Origin of the sequence: Streptomyces sp. V4I8 (assembly GCF_041261225.1) — a bacterium.
Classification (GTDB): domain Bacteria; phylum Actinomycetota; class Actinomycetes; order Streptomycetales; family Streptomycetaceae; genus Streptomyces.
The window spans coordinates 3,236,093-3,252,604 of sequence record NZ_JBGCCN010000001.1; the positions used below are offsets into that span (position 1 = coordinate 3,236,093).

Annotated in this window: 14 protein-coding genes and 1 riboswitch; of the genes, 9 read left to right on the forward strand and 5 right to left on the reverse strand. The window is 70.9% G+C overall.

The window, feature by feature from the left end; all coding sequences use genetic code 11:
* Positions 1–144 precede the first annotated feature (144 nt).
* From ABIE67_RS14700 to ABIE67_RS14725, 6 genes are all read left to right on the forward strand, one after another.
* Positions 145–1,887 (forward strand): MFS transporter, encoded by a 1,743-nt coding sequence (locus ABIE67_RS14700; protein ID WP_370257024.1) that lies wholly within the window; start codon positions 145–147, stop codon positions 1,885–1,887.
* 110 nt (positions 1,888–1,997) lie between these two features.
* Entirely contained in the window at positions 1,998–2,648 is a 651-nt protein-coding gene (locus ABIE67_RS14705) for a class I SAM-dependent methyltransferase (RefSeq protein WP_370257027.1), read from the forward strand.
* Positions 2,649–2,712: 64 nt separating this feature from the next.
* Entirely contained in the window at positions 2,713–3,681 is a 969-nt protein-coding gene (locus ABIE67_RS14710) for an N-acetylmuramoyl-L-alanine amidase (RefSeq protein ID WP_370257032.1), read from the forward strand.
* A gap of 156 nt (positions 3,682–3,837) precedes the next feature.
* Positions 3,838–4,620, forward strand: a complete 783-nt coding sequence (locus ABIE67_RS14715) for a DUF5336 domain-containing protein (protein WP_370257037.1) — start codon at positions 3,838–3,840, stop codon at positions 4,618–4,620.
* A gap of 112 nt (positions 4,621–4,732) precedes the next feature.
* Positions 4,733–5,743: an LLM class F420-dependent oxidoreductase gene (locus tag ABIE67_RS14720; protein WP_370257040.1), complete on the forward strand. Its 1,011-nt coding sequence runs from the start codon at positions 4,733–4,735 to the stop codon at positions 5,741–5,743.
* 47 nt (positions 5,744–5,790) lie between these two features.
* Positions 5,791–6,084 (forward strand): hypothetical protein, encoded by a 294-nt coding sequence (locus ABIE67_RS14725; protein ID WP_370257044.1) that lies wholly within the window; start codon positions 5,791–5,793, stop codon positions 6,082–6,084.
* 70 nt (positions 6,085–6,154) lie between these two features.
* Here the strand turns inward: ABIE67_RS14725 and ABIE67_RS14730 are convergent, their stop codons facing one another.
* The 3 genes from ABIE67_RS14730 to ABIE67_RS14740 are packed head-to-tail and all read right to left on the reverse strand — an operon-like array spanning position 6,155 to position 9,488.
* Positions 6,155–7,225 carry a prenyltransferase/squalene oxidase repeat-containing protein gene (locus tag ABIE67_RS14730; RefSeq protein ID WP_370257049.1) on the reverse strand — a complete coding sequence of 357 codons (1,071 nt, stop codon included), beginning with the start codon at positions 7,223–7,225 and terminating at the stop codon, positions 6,155–6,157.
* The gene (locus ABIE67_RS14735; protein ID WP_370257052.1) at positions 7,222–7,956 is read right to left on the reverse strand and encodes a class I SAM-dependent methyltransferase; all 735 of its coding nucleotides are present in this window, start codon (positions 7,954–7,956) and stop codon (positions 7,222–7,224) included. The genes ABIE67_RS14730 and ABIE67_RS14735 overlap by 4 nt, the downstream gene beginning before the upstream one ends.
* Positions 7,950–9,488, reverse strand: a complete 1,539-nt coding sequence (locus ABIE67_RS14740; RefSeq protein ID WP_370257056.1) for a glycosyltransferase family 4 protein — start codon at positions 9,486–9,488, stop codon at positions 7,950–7,952. Before ABIE67_RS14740 ends, ABIE67_RS14735 begins: the two co-directional genes overlap by 7 nt.
* Before the next feature lie 209 nt (positions 9,489–9,697).
* Between ABIE67_RS14740 and ABIE67_RS14745 the strand changes: the two genes are divergently transcribed.
* On the forward strand, positions 9,698–10,318 hold the full coding sequence (locus tag ABIE67_RS14745) for a TetR family transcriptional regulator (RefSeq protein ID WP_370257060.1): 621 nt from the start codon (positions 9,698–9,700) through the stop codon (positions 10,316–10,318).
* Positions 10,318–10,496: riboswitch (TPP riboswitch) on the reverse strand. (Overlaps the previous gene by 1 nt.)
* 258 nt (positions 10,497–10,754) lie before the next feature.
* A complete protein-coding gene (locus ABIE67_RS14750) occupies positions 10,755–14,390 on the forward strand; it encodes an NACHT domain-containing NTPase (protein ID WP_370257064.1) in 3,636 nt (1,211 codons plus the stop codon).
* A 9-nt stretch (positions 14,391–14,399) separates the two neighbouring features.
* Here ABIE67_RS14750 and ABIE67_RS14755 read toward each other — a convergent pair whose 3' ends face one another.
* Both ABIE67_RS14755 and ABIE67_RS14760 read right to left on the reverse strand, forming a co-directional pair.
* A complete protein-coding gene (locus tag ABIE67_RS14755) occupies positions 14,400–14,633 on the reverse strand; it encodes a ferredoxin (protein ID WP_370257068.1) in 234 nt (77 codons plus the stop codon).
* 3 nt (positions 14,634–14,636) lie between these two features.
* The gene (locus ABIE67_RS14760; protein WP_370257071.1) at positions 14,637–16,094 is read right to left on the reverse strand and encodes an aldehyde dehydrogenase; all 1,458 of its coding nucleotides are present in this window, start codon (positions 16,092–16,094) and stop codon (positions 14,637–14,639) included.
* Between the two features lie 141 nt (positions 16,095–16,235).
* Between ABIE67_RS14760 and ABIE67_RS14765 the strand changes: the two genes are divergently transcribed.
* On the forward strand, positions 16,236–16,433 hold the full coding sequence (locus ABIE67_RS14765; RefSeq protein ID WP_370257074.1) for a hypothetical protein: 198 nt from the start codon (positions 16,236–16,238) through the stop codon (positions 16,431–16,433).
* The last annotated feature ends 79 nt before the right edge of the window (positions 16,434–16,512 follow it).

Here is a 16,512-nt window from a genome sequence, read left to right on the forward strand (position 1 = left end):
CGCTCCTGGCATCAGGAAATGGACCTAGGCCCCCTCCTCCCCAGGACCCAGGCGCAGGCCCGTTTCCCAAGAGAAGGTCAAAAAATCGTTAGCTGGCCAAAAGCATCGGAATAGTTGCCCAGGCACACCGGGTTGGTCCCTCACATGACACAAACGACGAACGAACAGCCCACCGGCAGAGCGACCGGCCCCCTCGTCCCGGTCCTCGCCTTCGCGGGCATCGTTGTCGCGGTGATGCAGACCCTGCTCGTCCCGGTCATCAAGGACCTGCCGCAGCTGCTGAGCACCGCGCCCAGCAACGCCACCTGGGTCCTGACCTCCACGCTGCTCTCCGGCGCCGTCGCGACCCCGATCATGGGCCGGCTCGGTGACCTCTACGGCAAGCGGCGCATGCTGATAGCCAGCCTGGCCGTCATGGTGGTCGGCGCGCTGATCAGCGCGTTCACCAGCACCCTCCTCCCCATGATCGTCGGCCGTACCCTCCAGGGCTTCGCCATGGGCGCGATCCCCCTCGGCATCGGCCTGATGCGCGACATGCTGCCCCGCGAGCGGCTCGGCTCCGCGATGGCCCTGATGAGCTCCTCGATCGGCGTCGGCGGCGGCCTCGCCCTGCCCGCCGCGGCCCTGGTCGCCCAGCACGCGAACTGGCACGCCCTCTTCTACGGCGCCGCAGGCCTCGGCATCCTCGCCATCGCCCTCACCCTCCTCGTCGTACCGGAGTCCAAGGTCCGCGCGGAAGGCTCCTTCGACGCCCTCGGCGCCCTCGGCCTCTCCGCCGGCCTCGTCCTCTTCCTCCTCCCCATCACCAAGGGCAGCGACTGGGGCTGGGCCTCGGCCACCACGCTCGGCCTGTTCGGTGCCTCGGTCGCCGTCCTCCTCCTCTGGGGCGTCTACGAGCTGCGCACGAAGGCACCCCTCGTCGACCTGCGCACCACGGCCCGCCCGGCCGTCCTCTTCACCAACCTCGCGTCGATCATGGTCGGGGTCTCGTTCTACGTCGTCTCGCTCGTCCTCCCCCAGCTGCTCCAGCTGCCGAAGGAGACCGGCTACGGCCTCGGCCAGTCGATGGTCGTCGCGGGCCTGCTGGTCGCCCCGCTGGGCCTGACGATGATGTTCACCGCCCCCGTCTACGCCCGCCTCTCCGCGAAGTACGGCCCCAAGACCACCCTGATCCTCGGCCTGCTGATCATCGCGGTCGGCTACGGCGCCGGCCTCGGCCTGATGAGCGCCCCCTGGCAGAGCCTCGTCATCTCCGTGATCCTCGGCGCGGGCATCGGCCTCGCCTACTCCTCCCTCCCCGCCCTGATCATCGGCGCGGTCCCGGCCTCGGAGACGGGCGCGGCGAACGGTCTCAACACCCTGATGCGCTCCATCGGTACGTCCGTGTCGAGCGCCGTCATCGGCATGGTGCTGGCGAACACCGCGAACAACGTCGGCGGCGTGGAGATCCCGACGATGCACGGCTTCCGCGTCTCCTTCCTCATCGCCACCGCCGCGGTCGCCGTCGGCCTGCTCCTGGCCCTCTTCCTCCCGAAGCAACGCCCCGCCGCCGCCCACCCGCAGCTGCGGGCCAGCAGCGAGGAGGACGCCAACCTGGAGCGCGCCGAGGAGGTCCTGCGCGGCTTCCGCGGCCGCGTCCTGGACGCCACGGGCACTCCGGTGGCCCGCGCCAAGGTCACCCTGATCGACCGCCGGGGCCGCCAGGCGGGCGCCACCCTCTCCTCGGAGGACGGCACCTACGCCCTCACCGTCCCCGCCCAGGGCGCCTACGTCCTGGCCGCCCGAGCCGACGGCCACGCCCCGCTCGCCTCGTCGGCGACCCACACGGGCGATGACAGCGCCGTGGACCTCGACCTGTCGCTGCCGGGGGAGACGGTCAGCGCCTGAGACGGCCTGCGAAGGCCTGAGATCCACACCACCCGCACCCCCTGTCGCTCCACTGGCAGGGGGTGCGGCAGCATGGGCGCCCATACGCAAGCAAGACTGAAAGGACCCCCATGGCCCCGGCCCCCAAGCCCGAGATCCTGGCCGCGTTCGAGGCGGCGAAGGGCTTCATGCCCGTGGGCGAGGGGCTCGCGCTCTACGCGGCAGCCCTGGAGGCCGGGCTCCTCGGCCTTCCCCTCCTGGAGGTCGGCACGTACTGCGGCCGCTCAACGATCCTGCTCGCCGAAGCCGCCCGCCAGGCCGGGGTGACGGCCCTCACGGTCGACCACCACCGCGGCAGCGAGGAGCAGCAGCCGGGCTGGGAGTACCACGACCCCGAGACGGTCGACCCCGAGATCGGCCTGATGGACACACTGCCGACCTTCCGCCGCACCCTGCACAAGGCGGGCCTGGAGGACCACGTCGTCGCGCTGGTCGGCCGCTCCCCGCAGGTGGCGAAGATCTGGGGCACCCCCCTCGGCCTGGTCTTCATCGACGGCGGCCACACCGACGAACACGCCACCGCCGACTACGAGGGCTGGGCCCCCCACGTCGCCGAAGGCGGACTGCTGGCCATCCACGACGTGTTCCCGAACCCGGCGGACGAGTTCACGGGCCAGGCCCCCTACCGCGTGTACTTGCGGGCACTGGAGTCCGGGGCCTTCACGGAGGTGTCGGTGACGGAGTCGCTGCGGGTGCTGAAGCGGACGGGGACAGGGGTCTGAACTCCCGCCCCGCTCGACCGTGCCTTCCCCGCGCAGGCCGCGGGCGGCCCGTAAGGTGGCAGGCGTGTCGTACGTAGGCCCGGACTTCGATCCTCCCCAGCCCCGCCGCAGCCGCCGCCGAACCCTGACCGTCGCGGTCGCCGCGCTCGTGCCGGGGGCCCTGCTCGGGTGGGTGATCTACGAGGCCGTGGGCGGCCCCGGCGACGGAGGCGGCTCGGGCAACGCGGCCGTACGTCCGTCGTCCGCGACACCGTCGAACACCGCACCGACGGCGTCCTCCACCAACGACGACAAGCCGCCGGGTCCCACCCCCACTGCCGAGTCCACCGCCGACTCCACTTCCGCGCCCGCCGCCTCCGGCCCCCTCAAAGGCAAGGTCGTCGTCATCGACCCGGGCCACAACCCGAACAACTTCCAGCGCACGGCCGAAATCAACCGCAAGGTGAACATCGGCACGAACTGGAAGGAGTGCGACACGACGGGTACTTCGACCAACGACGGCTACAGCGAGGCCAAGTTCACGCTGGACGTCGCCCACCGCATGCGCACCCTGCTGGAAAGGCAGGGCGCCACGGTCAAGTTCACACAGGACGGCGACCGCTCGTGGGGTCCGTGCGTGGACGAACGCGCACAGATCGGCAACAAGGCGCACGCCGACGCCGTCGTCTCCATCCACGCCGACGGCGCGGGCGCCGGCCAACGGGGCTTCCACGTCATCCTCCCCGGCAAGGTGAACGAGGGCGCCGCCAACACCGGCCCCATCGTCATCCCCTCCCGCGACCTCGGCGAGCGCATCGCGGGTTCCTTCGTCCGCGTCACGGGCAGCGCACCCTCCAACTACGTCGGCGCCGGCACCGGTCTCGTCACGCGCGAGGACCTGGGCGGTCTCAATCTGTCAACGGTTCCCAAGGTGTTCATCGAGTGCGGCAACATGCGCGATAGCAAGGACGCGGCGTTGCTCACCAGTAGCGCGTGGCGGCAGAAGGCGGCGCAAGGAATCTCTGAGGGAATCGTGAGTTTCCTGCGCGGGTAGTGGTCACGGGCTGATCCCGGCGGACACCCTCGTCGGTCGGACGATAAGGTCGTCCTTACGATGAGGGGCCACCCCCGCGCTTCACACCGGGGCCTGACGGCGACATGGTGACAGCGACGCCTCTACCGACGAGACGACCGACGAAGGACCTTTGAAGTGAATATCCGCTCCCTCACTAGAGGCGACGGCGTGGTGATCGGAGCAGCGGTGTTGCTCTTCATCGCGTCGTTTCTCGACATCGTCAGCTGCAGTGGCGAGTTTTGCAGCTCTGTCGACATCCCCAACGCATGGGACAACCTCGGGCTCGGCCTCGGTAGCTACATGGGCGGCGTGATCGGCGCCGGACTCATCGTGTCCGCTCGCCTGCTGCCGCAGCCTCGCAAGGTCGCCGGTCTCGACCTCGGCACGGTCGGCACCGCCCTCACCGTCTCGGCCGCCTGGGTCCTGCTGTGGTCGCTGATCGACGCGAGCGAATCAGGCGTTGGCCTCATCCTCGGCTTCATCGCCGCCCTCGTCCTCGCCGCCGGCGCCATCGCCACCCCCCTGGTCCCCGCCCTCCAGGCCGCCCTCCTCCCCGCCCCCAGCCCCGCCGCCCCCCAGCCCTACGGCGCCCAGCCGCCCGGTGGTTACGGCTACCCGGGTGCCCAGCAGCCGCAGCAGCCGTACGGTGGTCAGCCGCAGGCCGGGCAGCCCTTCGGGGGTCAGCCGCAGGCGCCGCAGGCACCGCAGGCTCCGGCCGCGGACTTCTCCCCGTTCTGGTTCGCGGTCCCCGTGGCGCGCCCCCTCTTCGCGGAGGACGGTTCGCCCACGCCGATCGCCGAACTCGCGCCGGGCACCTGGTACCTGGCCGTCGAGCAGCGTGGCGCGGCCCTGGTGGCGCAGACGCAGGACGGCCGCCGTGGTGTCCTTCAGGACACGTCGGGTATCCAGCGCGGCTGAACCGCGGCAACCGTAAGACCCCGTACGACGGCCCCTCACCCTTCCCGGTGAGGGGCCGTCGTCGTACAGTCGCAAGCCCAATGCATAACTGACGGGCTGTCAGGAGGCGGACATGCGGCTCGGGCTCGCACTCGGTTACTGGGGCCGCGGCCCCTCCGCGGACCATGTGCCCCTCGCTCAGGAGGCCGAGCGGCTGGGCTACGACTCCGTGTGGACCGCCGAGTCCTGGGGGTCCGACGCGTTCACGCCGCTCACGTGGATCGCCGCGCAGACGTCAAGGATCAAGCTGGGTACGGCGGTTGCGCAGATGGCCGCCCGTTCCCCGACCACCACCGCCATGCACGCTCTCACGCTCGATCATCTCTCCGGCGGGCGCATGATGCTGGGGCTGGGGCTGTCGGGGCCGCAGGTGGTGGAGGGGTGGTACGGGCGGCCGTTCCCGAAGTCGCCGCTCACCGCCACCAGGGAGTACGTGGACGTAGTACGGCAAGTCCTCAAGCGTCAGGCGCCCGTCGAGCTCGACGGGCGTTTTCACGCCCATCCGTACCGCGGCCCGGACGCCGCCGGCATCGGGAAGGCGCTGAAGCCGATCACCCATCCCCTCCGCGCCGACCTTCCCGTCCTGCTCGGTGCCGAGGGCCCGAAGAACGTCGCGCAGACCGTCCGGATCGCCGACGGCTGGCTGCCGTTGTACTGGTCGCCGAGCAGGCCCGACGTCTACGGGGACGCCGTACGCGACCTCCCGCAGGGCTTCCTCGTCGCCCCCATGGCCCGCGTCCAGGTCTGCGACGACGTCTCCGAGGGCCTCCTCCCCGTCAAGGTCATGCTGGGGTTCTACATCGGCGGCATGGGGCACGCGGCCCGTAACTTCCACGCCGACCTGATGGCGCGCATGGGGTACGAGGAGGAGGCTCGGCGGATTCAGGAGCTGTTCCTCAGCGGGCGCAAGGAAGAGGCCGTCCTCGCCGTCCCGGACGCTTTCGCCGACGAGATCTCCCTCGTCGGCCCGCGTGAACGCATCGCCGAGCGGCTGGAGTTGTGGCGGAAGGGACCGGTGACCGATCTGCTCGCCCTGTCCCCCGACCGGAACACCCTGCGCGTGCTCGCCGAGCTCAACTCATAGGCCGGCACGGCGGGTTTCATCCGGGATTCAGGGGCTACCCGAGGGGCATGTCCCCTCGATATCGCAACGGTGCCAATCAGGCCGGCACGGTCATAGCGATCGTCGCCGATGTCATGGCCCTCGTCCTGGGCCTCTGGATCCTGATGTACCTGCTGGACGCCAACCGGGCGAACGACTTCGTGCAGTTCGTGCACGACGTGGCCCGCTGGCTGGCGGGATGGTCGCACGACCTGTTCACGTTCGACGAGGAGTGGGCGAGGGTCGTGGCGGGCTACGGCTTGGCGGCGGTCGTGTACCTGTTCGTGGGCCACGCCATAGCCAATCGAGTCCACCGCCACTGAAACCCCTTCAGGGGCGCGAGCAGCCACGACGAACCCCGCAGCGGCCACACCACTCAGGCCACCCGAGTTCTCAGGCGCAACAATCCGGGTCCAGCCCCATGGGCAGTCGGTCCCCGCCGAACACCGCACAGGTCGCCTCATGCCCACCCAGCGCCGCGACTGCGAGGAGAACCGACCCCGCCGTCCAGGTCGTGAGTTCCCGAGGCCAGATCGCGTCGTCCTCGAACACGTACCCGGTCCAATACAGACCGCTGTCCGCGTCCCGCAGATGCTGAATGGACTGGAGGATGTCCAGCGCCCGGTCGGACTCGCCCATCGCCCACAGGGCCAGGGCGAGTTCGGCCGACTCACCGCCCGTCACCCACGGGTTGGGCACGACGCACCGCACCCCGAGCCCGGGGACGACGAAGCGGTCCCAGCCTTCCTCCATCCGGGACTTGGCCTCGGTGCCCGTCAACGCCCCGCCCAGCACCGGGTAGTACCAGTCCATGGAGTAGCGGTCCTTGTCCAGGAACCGCTCCGGATGCCGGCGGATCGCGTGCCGCAACGCCCCCGCCGCCAACTCCCAGTCCGGCTGCGCCTCTTCCCGCTGCTCGGCGATGGCGAGCGCGCACCGCAGGGCGTGGTGGATCGACGACGAGCCCGTCAGCAGCGCGTCCTTCGTCGCCGTGCCGTCCGCGTCACGCCGCCAGCCGATCTGCCCGCCCGGCTGCTGGAGCCGGAGGACGAACTCGATCGCCGCGTAGACGGACGGCCACATCCGGTCCAGGAAGGTGTCGTCGCCGGTGGAGAGGTAGTGGTGCCAGACGCCTACGGCTATGTAGGCGACGAAGTTGGTCTCGCGGCCGGTGTCGGTGACGTCGTCGTACGCGCCGTCCGCGTAGGCGGCGTACCAGGAGCCGTCGTCGTTCTGGTGGGTCCCCAGCCAGGTGTAGGCCCGCTCGGCGGCCTCGTGCTCACCGGCCGTGTCCAGGGCCATCGCCGCCTCGACGTGGTCCCACGGGTCGAGGTGATGCCCGCGGAACCAGGGGATCGCACCGTCCTCCCGCTGGACCGCGAGAATGCCGGCCACGGTCGCGGCGGCCTGCTCGGCGGTGAGGACCCCGGGCAGGACGAGGTGTTCTGTCCGGGGAGTGGTCACTTGGCGTCCACCCGGGGCAGGTGGGGCTTGGTCGCGTACGCCACGAAGCTCTTGCCGATCAGCGGGTTCAGTGCCTGTTCGGCGACCCGGGTGGCCAGCGGTTTCTTCATGATGTCCCAGACCAGCAGCTTGTGGTACGCCCGCACCGGCAGCGCCTTGTCGTTGTCGACGCCGAACGCGCACTTCAGCCACCAGTACGGGGAGTGCAGGGCGTGCGCGTGATGGGTGCCGTACGGCTTCAGCCCCGCCTCGCGGATCTTCGCCAGCAGTTCGTCCGCCTTGTAGATGCGGATGTGGCCGCCCTCGACCTCGTGGTAGGCGTCGGACAGCGTCCAGCAGATCTTCTCGGGGCCGTAGCGGGGCACGGTGATGGCGATCCGGCCGCCGGGCTTCAGCACCCGGACCATCTCCGCGAGGACTCCCTTGTCGTCCGGGATGTGCTCCATGACCTCGGAGATGATCACGACGTCGAAGGACTCGTCGGGGAAGGGGAGCGCGAGGGCGTTGCCCTCCATCGCCGTGGCGGTCGCGCCCTCGGGGGCCTCGCCCGCCTCCTTCATCGCCGCGAACCACGTCGCGACCTCGCGGATCTCCTCACCGTTCTGGTCCAGCGCCACGACCTGGGCGCCGCGCCGGTAACACTCGAACGCGTGCCGGCCGGCACCGCAGCCGAGGTCCAGGACGCGGTCGCCCGGGGCGAGCGGGAACCGGGAGAAGTCGACGGTCAGCACGTGGCCCTGCTTTCGGAGTTGACGCCTTCAACATCTGTGGGGGTCGCGGATGCGGCGGGTGCGCCGGACGCGTCGGCTGAGGCGGCCGCGGGGCGGACCGGGGGCTGGGGCGCGATGGGGGTCCCCCCGCGCGAGTCTGTTCGAGCGTGGGGGAGGTCGATGCCAGGTGCCGCGGAGCGGCCGGGGCTCGGGGTGGGGGCGGAGCCGCCCGCGTCCCGGCCCGCGGAGCGGGCTATGGCCTCGCGGTAGCGGGCCACCGTGCCCTCGGCGGCCTTCGCCCAGGTGAAGTGCCGCAGGACGCGGTCACGTCCGGCCGCTCCCAGGCGGTCCCGCAGCTCCGCGTCGCCCAGCAGGCGGCTCAGCCCGGCGGCCAGGGCCCCGGGGTCGCCCGGCGGCACCGCCAGGCACGTCTCGCCGTCGCGCCCGGCGACCTCGGGGATCGCCCCGCCGGTCGTGGCGACGAGCGGTGTCCCCGTGGCCATGGCCTCGGCGGCCGGCAGGGAGAAGCCCTCGTACAGCGACGGCACGCATGCCACCTGCGCCGAGCGGACGAGGTCGACGAGCTCGGCGTCGGAGATGCCCTTGACGAACTCGACGGCGCCTTCGAGGCCGTACCGTTCCATCGCCTGCGCGACCGGGCCCTCCTCGGGCCGCTTGCCGACGACGACGAGGTGGGCGTCGGGGTGCTCGGTGCGGACCTTGGCGAGCGCCTCGACGAGGAAGACCAGGCCCTTCAGGGGGACGTCGGCGCTGGACGTCGTCACGATGCGGCCGGGGATCCGCCGTACCGACGGGTCCGGTGAGAACAGGTCGGTGTCCGCGCCGATGTGCACGACGTGGATACGGTCCTGGCGTACGCCGAGGTGGTCGACGATCTCCGCGCGGGACGTGCCCGAGACGGTCAGCACCGACGGCAGGCGGCGGGCCACGCGCTTCTGCATGCGGGTGAAGGCGTACCACCGGCGCACCGACATCCGACGCTGCCAGCCCTGGGCCGCGTCCAGCTCCAACTGCCGGTCGACGGTGATGGGGTGGTGGATGGTGGTGACGAGGGGGGCGCCCACGTCGCCCAACAGCCCGTAGCCCAGCGTCTGGTTGTCGTGCACGACGTCGAACTCGCCGCGCCGGGCGCGCAGATGGCGGCGGGCGCGCAGCGAGAAGGTCAGCGGCTCGGGGAACCCGCCGGTCCACATGGTCGCCACTTCCAGGGCGTCGACCCAGTCGCGGTACTCGCCGCGCCCCGGGGTCCGGAAGGGGTCGGGCTGGCGGTAGAGGTCGAGGCTGGGGAGCTCGGTGAGGGTGAGGCGGTCCGCGTACTCCGCGCCCTCGTCAAGGACGGGGTAGGGCTGGGAGCCGATGACCTCGACGCGGTGGCCGAGGCGGGCCAGTTCGCGGGAGAGGTGCCGTACGTAGACGCCCTGACCGCCGCAGAACGGGTTCCCTTTATAGGTGAGAAGCGCGATGTCGAGCGGTCGCTCGCCGTCGGCGGCAGGGTCCTGTGAGGGCCCGGCCTCCCTGGCCTCAGCGGTCACTCCGGGCCCCCTTCTCCCTGCGATGTCCCGCGAGATTACGCGGGACGCTAATCTAGAACAAGTTTCAGACTTGATCGTTCAAGAGGCTCTGAATCTACCGGCAGGTAGCGCCGCTGTGAGCGATGGATCGGGTGATTCACGCCACGGCCGACGCACTGGCATGCTCTGTCCGGTCACCCACCCTCACCGACTGTCACGGAACGGGATCCATGCCTGCGGAAGCCAGTAGCGCAAGCCCGGCGACACCGCCGCTCACCGAGCGGCAGGAGGCCCGGCGCCGGCGCATCCTGCACGCCAGCGCGCAGCTGGCCAGCCGGGGTGGTTTCGACGCCGTGCAGATGCGGGAGGTCGCGGAGTCCTCGCAGGTGGCGCTCGGCACGCTGTACCGCTACTTCCCGTCCAAGGTGCATCTGCTGGTCGCCACGATGCAGGACCAGCTGGAGCACATGCACGGCACGCTGCGGAAGAAGCCGCCACAGGGGGAGACGGCGGCGGAGCGGGTGGCGGAGACGCTGATGCGCGCGTTCCGGGCGCTGCAGCGCGAGCCGCATCTGGCCGACGCGATGGTCCGGGCCCTGACCTTCGCCGACCGCAGCGTCTCCCCCGAGGTCGACCAGGTCTCCCGGCAGACGACGGTGATCATCCTGGACTCGATGGGGCTGGAGAACCCGACGCCCGAGCAGCTCTCCGCGGTCCGCGTCATCGAGCACACCTGGCACTCGGCGCTGATCACCTGGCTGTCGGGCCGCGCCTCGATCGCGCAGGTGAAGATCGACATCGAGACGGTCTGCCGGCTGATCGACCTGACGAGCCCGGAGGGGCACAGCTGAAACCTACGAGACGGGTTCCCTTCGCCGGCATTGTCCGGATCAGGTGCTGGGGGTCGCCTTCCGGCCTGACTGCTGCCTTCCGGCCTCTCAGCCCGGACCGTCGATGTCGGCCTCAGCGGAAACCGTCTGCTTCTCGCCAAAGTCGGCTACTCCGGTTCGGACTCCCTCACTCGCCTCGTAGGCCACTACCAGGATAGAACCCCCGAGGCGATATGAAACCCCCCAAAGGGGATTTTTTTTCTCTCCCTCCGGGGCAGTGCTCGACGGCTTCCGCCATGACGGTCGCCCGCCATGACCGTCTTGGCGGAAGCCGTGACCTTCGCCCGCCACGGCCGCCGTACGGCGGGATCCCCGCGGCCTTCGAACTCCCGGCGAAAGGCACAGGTCGCGCCGTACGCTCGGAGCATCCGCCGAACCGTACGGAAAGGGCTGGGAGTTGGCCGCACCACTGGCGGGTCCCGTCGCGGACTTCTGCGCCGAACTGCGCCGCCTCGTGCGCGTGTGTGATGTACCGCAGGCCGAGATCGCGGAAGCGCTCGGGCGCGCCGGCAGCTCGGTCTCAGAACTGCTCAACGGCCGACGGCGGACGGCCCCGGACTGGGAGGCCGTCCGACGGATCGTGGCCCTGTGCGCCCGACGGCACGCACCACCGGCCCGGCCGCCCGCGGGAGTGCGCCTCGACGAGGGGTGGTGGCGCAGCCGCCACGCGGAGCTGGAGCGCACCGTGGAACGCGCGCGGGCGACGCCCGCACCAGAGCGGGACGAACAACGATCCCCCACTCCGGCCCCCGCCGCCCCCGCCGCTCCCACTGCCCCCGCCCCCGCGTTCCTGCCCGGGCTCGACGCGGCCGACTGCATGGACATGACGCCCGAGCAGGCGGTGTACCTGCTGGCCGACGGTCGCCCGGAGCTGATGTACGAGTGGGACCGAATCCTGTATCCGCTGCACGGGAACCAGCGGCCGCCCTACGTCCTGGACGCCCTGCTGGAGGACTTCCCCCAGCGGGTGCGCGCGGCGCACGGCCTCGCGCGAAGCGCCCTGCTCTGGGCCGCCCGAGTGGCGCTCTCGGCGGCACTGACGCAGTGCGCGGATCGCCTGTCCCAGGCAGCGGCGACGGACTTCGTCCGGCTCCTGACCCGCAACGCGCTCCAGGCCGGCAACGCGCTCCAGGCCCCCGCGCCGGCGGAAGACTTCTCCTCTCCGGGATACGCACCCCCGCCGCCGCTCAATGGGCCGGCTTCCGACCCGGTGCGGAAGACCCGGTACAACCACTGCGTGCGGCTGGTCGGCCGGCTGGCCGCGTCCTGCCCCGAGTTCGCGCTGACGTCCGCCCCGCTGGGAACCGTCGTGCGGGACACGGCCGACGGCCCGAGCGGGACCGGGCTGGCCGGACTGGAAGCCCTCATGGCCGAGTGCGCGGGCCGGGCCGGGACCTTCACGCCGGGCCGCGCACGGCTGCGTGAGCCGATCGCCTCGCTCGAATCGTCCGGCCCCCAGCTGCCGAGCCTGGCGCGGGGATACGTCAACCCGCGTTTCCGGGTGGCGGCCCACCAGGACCGGCAGGACGGCTTCGAACACGGCGTCGCCTCGAACAAGTGGGTCGTCTCGGACACGTGGTGGGAGCAGCAGCCCTCGTACGGCACGATCGAGCACTTCTTCGCCGCGTACCTGCTCGGTCTCCCCGCTCTGCTCGCGCCCCTCGTGGTGCTCGGCCACCCCGGCGCCGGCAAGTCACTGCTGACGAAACTCCTGACAGCCCGGCTGCCGGCCGACGAGTTCCGGGTCCTGCGGGTGGAGCTGCGGTACACGCCGGCGGAGGCGGACCTGCAGACGCAGCTGGAGCACGCTCTGCGGCAGGCCACCGGGCGGTCGGTGAGCTGGCCGGACTGGTCCGAGGCGGAGCCCGGGGTGATCCCGGTCGTGCTGCTGGACGGCTTCGACGAGCTGCTGCAGGCGGGCGCCCAGCGGCTGGACTCGGCACGGCAGTGGGGGTACCTGCGCGAGGTCGAACGCTTCCAGGAGCGTGAGGCGGCGCTCGGCCGCCCCCTGGTCGTGATCGTGACCAGTCGCACGGTGGTCGCCGACCTCGCGGACATCCCCCGCAACAGCCAGGTGCTGCGCCTGGAACCGTTCAGGCAGCAGGAGATCGAGCGGTGGCTGGCCATCTGGAACACCGCGAACGCGGACTATCTGAGCCGGCGCGGCCTACGGCCGCTGGCACCGGACGCCGTGCTGCCGCACCGAGAGCTCGCGGCCCAGCCCCTGCTGCTGCTCATGCTCGCGCTGTACGACTCGGTCGGCAACGCGCTGAACCGGCTGCGCGACGAGGACATCAGCCGCACCCAGCTGTACGAGCGGCTGCTCACCGAGTTCGTGCGCCGCCAGATCGACAAGGACGGCCCGCTGCCTCCCGCGGAGGTGGGCGCCGCCGTCGAACGCGAGCTGCACCGCCTGTCGGTGATCGCCCTCGGCATGTTCCACCGTGGCTCGCAGGCCATCAGTGCCGAGGAGGCCGACCAGGACCTGCGGGCCCTCGGTGCCCCGGCGGACGGCGGCCCCGGGTTGTTGTTCGGACGGTTCTTCTTCGTGCACGAGGCCCAGGCCGTCGTCACGGAGAGGTGCCTGCACAGCTACGAGTTCATGCACGCGACGTTCGGTGAGCATCTGGCCGCGCGGCTGATCGAGCGGGCGCTGCGGGGTCTCGCCGGTCAGGTCCCCGCGGACGACGGCGAGTTGTACGCCCTGCTGTCGTTCACTCCGCTGACCGACCGGGCGCAGCTGGTGCAGAACCTGCGGGACATGCTCGCGGCATGGCCGGACGGGTTGTCGGCCGGCCTGACGGAGCCGCTCACCGAGCTGTTCCGGTCGGCCGCCTGGGGCCCCGAGGGCCGTACGGATGCGGGGTACGTCCCGGTCCGGCAGACGCGGACGTACCGGGACGCGGTGTACGAGGCCAACCTGCTGCTGATCACGGTGCTCGCGGCGGGCTCGATCCACGCGTCACAACTTCTCGCCCCCGAAGGGGACCTGCTCGGCAGCTGGAGGCGCCATGCGATGGGATGGCAGGCGCAGCTGTCGCCGGAGTCATGGGACCAGCTGTGCTCGACCCTCACTCTCGAACACAGCGCGCAGGATCCGGATCTGCTCATCAGTACGGCGTACACGCCACGCGACCAGCACCAACTCCGCTGGCCGCAGCGGTTGCCCGACCTGTACGTGAGCAACATCTTCAATCTGGTCAACCGGGTCACGTTCACGGCGGACGCAGACGCGGAGCTGCTTCTGCACCACAGCTATCCGCTGTTGTCCCAGTTCCCTCGCGGTACGGCCCCGGAAGGCGACGAGACCCGGTCCCCGGCCCAACTGCTCGTCACCCTGCTGGTCAAGGACGTGATCCCGCCGCTGACGCTGCCGGGCCTGTACGTCAGATGCCTGGAGCAGATCGGCTCACTGCCGCGTGAGGAGACGGTGCGCTACCTCGAAGCAGTGTTGCGCCAACTGGCCCATGACGCTCCCTCGATGCCCGACGATGCCGTCGCCCTCGTCCTTTCCCGTCTGCACAAGGTGGTCATGACCCAGTTGTCGGGCCGTCTCACCCCGGCTCTGACGGAATTGCTCCTGCCCTGCGTCCGTGACGCCGTGGAACGCAGAAGCCCTGCCCTGGCCGAGGTCCTCAACTCGCTCCGCCTGCACATCGGCCTGCTCGACCTGCTCGACCTGACGCGCCTCGGCCGCTCCACCCACTCCTGGCAGTGGGCGGGCTCCTTGCGCGGCGGCAAGGCGGCCCGCCATCTCGACCGGGTCCTCGCGGATCTCGACCTCCGCGAAGCCGCCGCGAGCCGCCCCGCCGCCCTCGTCGACCTTCTCCGGCTCGCGGCGGAACTCGACCTCCGCGACTGGCTGTCCGCCCATGCCGCCGAGATTCTCGACGCGCTGCCCGCCGCGGCCTTCGGCCTTCTGCGCCCCTCGGACCTGCGCCCTTTGCGGGCCGCACTACCGAAGGGCACGTACGAGGCCGAGTTCAAGGAGGTGGAGTGGACCTGGCGCGGCCCAGAACCGGCATCACTGTGACGACCGCCCCTACTCCTCCGGCGGAAAAACCGGCTCCCCACTCCCCAGCACCGTGATCACGATCGCCTCCACCGGGCAGCTCTCCGCCGCCGCCAGGACCTTCTCGTTCGCGTCGGTCTCCGGGTCGGCAGGATGGGACTGGCGGGCGGTGTCGAGGTGGAAGCCGGCGGGGGCGTGGTGGACGCACTGGGCCGAGCCGATGCACACCGACCGGTCGACCTCGACGTGCCAGCGGTCGCCCATCCCCTACGCCTCCCAGCCCGCCGGGAGGTGGATCATCTTGTGCTCCAGGTACTCGCCGAAGCCCTCGGGGCCGAACTCCCGCCCCAGGCCCGAGTTCTTGTAGCCGCCGAACGGGCCCAGCATGTCCAGGCTGAAGGTGTTCACCGAGTAGGTGCCGGTACGGACCTGCCGCGCGACCTCGATGCCGTGCCCGGTGTCGGCCGTCCAGACGCTGCCGCTCAGGCCGTAGTCGGAGTCGTTCGCGATCTTCACCGCCTCGGACTCGTCGCCGTACGGCAGCAGGCAGATGACGGGGCCGAAAATCTCCTCCCGCGCGATCCGCATGGAGTTGTCGACGTCCCCGAAGAGCGTCGGCTCGACGTACCAGCCCTTCTCCAGCCCGGCCGGACGCCCGCCGCCCGTGAGGATCTTCGCGCCCTCCTCCTGGCCGATACGGATGTAGTCGAGGTTCCTGCGCTGCTGCCGCCGCGCCACCAGGGGGCCCACCTGGGTCGCCGGGTCCAGCGGGTCGCCGACCACCAGCGCGCCGGCCGCCGCGGCGAAGGCCTCGGCGAACTCGTCGTAGCGGGAGCGCGGGAGCAGGATCCGGGTCTGGGCCACGCAGGCCTGGCCGTTGTTCATCCAGGCCGCCGGGACGACACCGGCGACCGTCGCCTCGACGTCCGCGTCCGGCAGCACGACGGCCGCCGACTTGCCGCCCAACTCCAGGGTCACGCGGGTGAGATTGCGGGCCGCGACCTCCATCACGCGCTTGCCCGCCGCGACCGAGCCGGTGAAGGAGACCTTGTCGATCCCCGGATGCCCGACCAGGTACTCGCTCACCTCACGGTCCGCCGGGAGGATCGACAGCACGCCCTCCGGCAGCCCCGCGTCCTTCGCTATCTCGGCGAGGAGATAGGCGTCCAGCGGCGACTCCGGCGACGGCTTGAGCACCACCGTGCAGCCGGTGAGCAGCGCGGGCGCGAGCTTGGCGGCGGCGACGAACTGCGGGACGTTCCAGGGGACGACGGCCGCCACGACGCCTACCGGCTCGCGCCGCACGAGGATCCTGCCGAGGACGCCGTCCCGCGCCTCCTCGTACGTGAAGTTCCGGGCGACCGTGATCGCCGCGTCCCACACCATCATCGCGCCGAGCGCCTGCGCGAGGACGCTCCAGGAGTACGGGGAGCCGTTCTCGGCGGAGATCACGCGGGCGATCTCCTCGTGCCGCAGGGCGATCCCGTCCTTGATGCGGGTGACGACCTCGATCCGCTCGTCGAGGCTCATCCGCGGCCAGGGCCCCTCGTCGAACGCCTTCCGCGCCACCGCGACCGCCCGGTCGACGTCGGCCGGCGAGGCGTGCGGCACGCGTCCGATGACCTCTTCGGTGTGCGGCGAGATGACCTCGATGACGTCCTTGCCCAGGGGGTCGGTCAACTCCCCGCCGATGAACAGCTGTCCGTGTTCCACGAGCTCGGTCATGGCCGACGCCTCCTGCGGAGCTGGAGCGGGATTCCTTGGTTTCTGACGCTGTTTCAGAAACTGATACCAGTTCCACCCGGAGGAGTCCATGAGCGCACACACCTCGCCCCTACGCTGAGCGGGACAGCGAGGGGGCACGGGATGGCGGTTCGCGAGCGCGACTGGGCGGTGTTCGCCGCGGCACTGGCGGTGGCCGTCGGCGGCGCCGTATGGATGGCGTCGACCTGGGGTGACGTGAAGCGCGAGAACGGCGTGTCCGTGCACCGGGAGACGAAGAGCCCGGAGGAGATCAGGGAGTACTGGACGCCGGAGCGCATACGGAACGCCGAACCCGGGTGACCCGACAGCCAGGTGACTCAGGCTCCCATCGGAACCTGTTCTAGTTATAGTGGCCCGGTCGGCCGGTACGTGTCGCGGC